Source organism: Pseudomonas sp. Ga0074129, assembly GCA_001465025.1.
Taxonomy (GTDB): Bacteria; Pseudomonadota; Gammaproteobacteria; order Pseudomonadales; family Pseudomonadaceae; genus Aquipseudomonas.
Window position 1 is genome coordinate 1 of sequence record LNDO01000119.1, and the last position, 2,888, is coordinate 2,888.

At 54.8% G+C, this 2,888-nt stretch carries 2 protein-coding genes and 1 pseudogene; all 3 read left to right on the top strand.

All coding sequences use genetic code 11. The annotated features are described in order from the left end of the window. Positions 1–36: 36 nt before the first annotated feature. Complete coding sequence (gene rplJ / locus AUK77_RS18720) at positions 37–537, top strand: 50S ribosomal protein L10 (RefSeq protein ID WP_296132807.1); 501 nt, start codon at positions 37–39, stop codon at positions 535–537. A gap of 79 nt (positions 538–616) precedes the next feature. After that, positions 617–982 (top strand): 50S ribosomal protein L7/L12, encoded by a 366-nt coding sequence (gene rplL / locus AUK77_RS18725; protein ID WP_090256280.1) that lies wholly within the window; start codon positions 617–619, stop codon positions 980–982. 219 nt (positions 983–1,201) lie between these two features. Continuing rightward, positions 1,202–2,888: pseudogene (rpoB, locus tag AUK77_RS18730) on the top strand (DNA-directed RNA polymerase subunit beta); the annotation flags it as partial.

Here is a 2,888-nt window from a genome sequence, read left to right on the forward strand (position 1 = left end):
GGGCAGATGAAACGGTAACAAGCAGGAGTTAAACCCGTGGCAATTAAACTCGAAGACAAGAAGGCCATCGTCGCTGAAGTCAACGAGGCTGCCAAAGTTGCCCTGTCCGCTGTTGTGGCTGATGCCCGCGGTGTGACAGTAGGCGCTATGACCGGACTCCGTAAAGAGGCCCGCGAAGCTGGCGTATACGTGCGTGTTGTGCGTAATACCCTGCTCAAGCGCGCTGTTGAGGGCACCGAGTATTCGGTCCTCAATGACGTGTTCAAAGGCCCGACCCTGATTGCATTCTCCAAGGAACATCCGGGCGCTGCTGCTCGTATTTTCAAAGAGTTCGCCAAGGGTCAGGATAAGTTCGAGATCAAGGCAGCTGCGTTTGAGGGCAAGTTCCTCGCAGCAAACGAGATCGACGTTTTGGCATCGCTGCCAACTCGCGACGAAGCTATTGCACGACTGATGAGCGTGATTCAAGGCGCTACCAGCAAGCTGGCTCGTACTCTCGCGGCCATTCGCGACCAGAAAGAAGCTTCCGCTGCCTAAGGCTGCGTAAACACTTTCAAAATCATATGTTTAATTTGATGGCTGCGTAGGCTGTCACCCCAATACAGGATTTAAAGTCATGTCTCTGACTAACGAACAAATCATCGAAGCAATCGGCCAGAAAACCGTTCTGGAAGTTGTTGAGCTGATCAAAGCAATGGAAGAAACCTTCGGCGTTACCGCTGCTGTTGCTGCTGCTGGTCCAGCTGCTGCTGCCGCTGTTGTTGAAGAGCAAACCGAATTCAACGTGATGTTGGTTGAAGCCGGCGAGAAGAAAGTAAACGTAATTAAGGCAGTTCGTGAACTGACCGGTCTGGGCCTGAAAGAAGCCAAGGCTGTTGTTGACGGCGCTCCTGCCATGGTTCTGGAAGCTGTTGCTAAAGACGCAGCTGACAAAGCCAAAGCTGCTTTGGAAGAAGCTGGCGCTAAAGTCGAGCTCAAGTAAGCGACGACCTTGCGTCTACAGCCCAAGCGTTAAGCGAAAGGCTGATGGCTGGTGGCTTTTGCCACCGGCCTTTTTCCGTTCTAGGTCGGCGAATGATTGGCAGGCCTGGAATGTGAAATACCCGCCCGAGGTGGCGGTGCAAACTTAGGGTTTGCAAGAGTTTCTGGCAACTCCCGTCGGAGGGGCCAAATAAGCAGGTGACCAAGCTGGGGAACGCTGATGGCTTACTCATATACTGAGAAAAAACGTATCCGCAAGGACTTTAGCATCCTGGCCATCCAGCTGGATTCGTATCGCGAATTCCTGCAGGCAGGGGCGACCAAGGACCAGTTCCGCGACATTGGCCTGCATGCGGCCTTCAAGTCTGTTTTCCCGATTATCAGCTATTCCGGCAATGCTGCTCTGGAGTATGTCGGTTATCGCTTGGGCGAGCCGGCTTTTGATGTCAAAGAATGCGTACTGCGTGGCGTAACCTTCGCCGTGCCGCTGCGGGTAAAAGTCCGTCTGATCATTTTCGACAAAGAATCGTCGAACAAAGCGATCAAGGACATTAAAGAGCAAGAAGTGTACATGGGCGAAATTCCGCTCATGACTGAGAACGGTACCTTCGTAATCAACGGTACCGAGCGCGTTATCGTGTCTCAGTTGCACCGTTCTCCGGGTGTGTTCTTCGACCACGACCGTGGCAAGACGCACAGCTCGGGTAAATTGTTGTACTCGGCGCGCATCATTCCTTATCGCGGTTCCTGGTTGGACTTTGAGTTCGACCCTAAGGATGCTGTGTTCGTGCGTATCGACCGTCGCCGCAAACTGCCGGCCTCTGTTCTGCTGCGTGCGCTGGGTTACAGCACTGAAGAAGTGCTGGACGCTTTCTATGCAACCAACGTATTCCACGTTAAGGGCGAGTCCCTCAACTTGGAACTGGTTCCACAGCGTCTGCGCGGTGAAATTGCTGTTCTTGATATCAAGGATGACAAGGGCAAGGTCATCGTTGAGCAAGGCCGCCGGATTACTGCGCGCCATATCAACCAGCTGGACAAAGCCGGTATCAAAGAGCTGGAAGTGCCGATCGACTACCTGATCGGTCGTACCTCGGCCAAGGCCATCGTGCATCCCTCTACCGGCGAGATCATCGCTGAGTGCAACACTGAGTTGAACGTCGAAATCTTGGCCAAAGTTGTTAAGGCTCAGGTTGTGCGCATCGAAACGCTGTACACCAACGATATCGATTGCGGCCCGTTCATCTCCGATACCCTGAAGATTGACGGCACCACCAATCAGTTGGAAGCGCTGGTCGAGATCTACCGGATGATGCGTCCTGGCGAGCCGCCAACCAAGGATGCTGCCGAGACGCTGTTCAACAACCTGTTCTTCAGCGCCGAGCGTTACGACCTGTCGGCCGTTGGCCGCATGAAGTTCAACCGTCGTATCGGTCGTACCGAGATCGAAGGTTCTGGCGTGCTGAGCAAGGAAGATATCGTCGAGGTCCTCAAGACCCTGGTCGACATCCGTAACGGCAAAGGCATCGTCGATGACATCGACCACTTGGGTAACCGCCGTGTTCGCTGCGTAGGCGAAATGGCCGAGAACCAGTTCCGCGTTGGCCTGGTGCGTGTTGAGCGTGCGGTCAAAGAGCGTCTGTCGATGGCTGAAAGCGAAGGCCTGATGCCGCAAGACCTGATCAACGCCAAGCCAGTTGCGGCGGCGGTGAAGGAGTTCTTCGGTTCGAGCCAGCTCTCGCAGTTCATGGACCAGAACAACCCGCTCTCCGAGATCACCCACAAGCGCCGTGTTTCGGCTCTTGGCCCAGGCGGTCTGACCCGTGAGCGTGCCGGCTTCGAAGTCCGTGACGTACACCCGACCCATTACGGCCGTGTGTGCCCGATCGAGACGCCTGAAGGTCCGA

Bases quoted from the DNA above. Each gene is read 5' to 3' on its own strand.
- rplL (WP_090256280.1), top strand. From the start codon at position 617: ATGTCTCTGACTAACGAACAAATCATCGAAGCAATCGGCCAGAAAACC.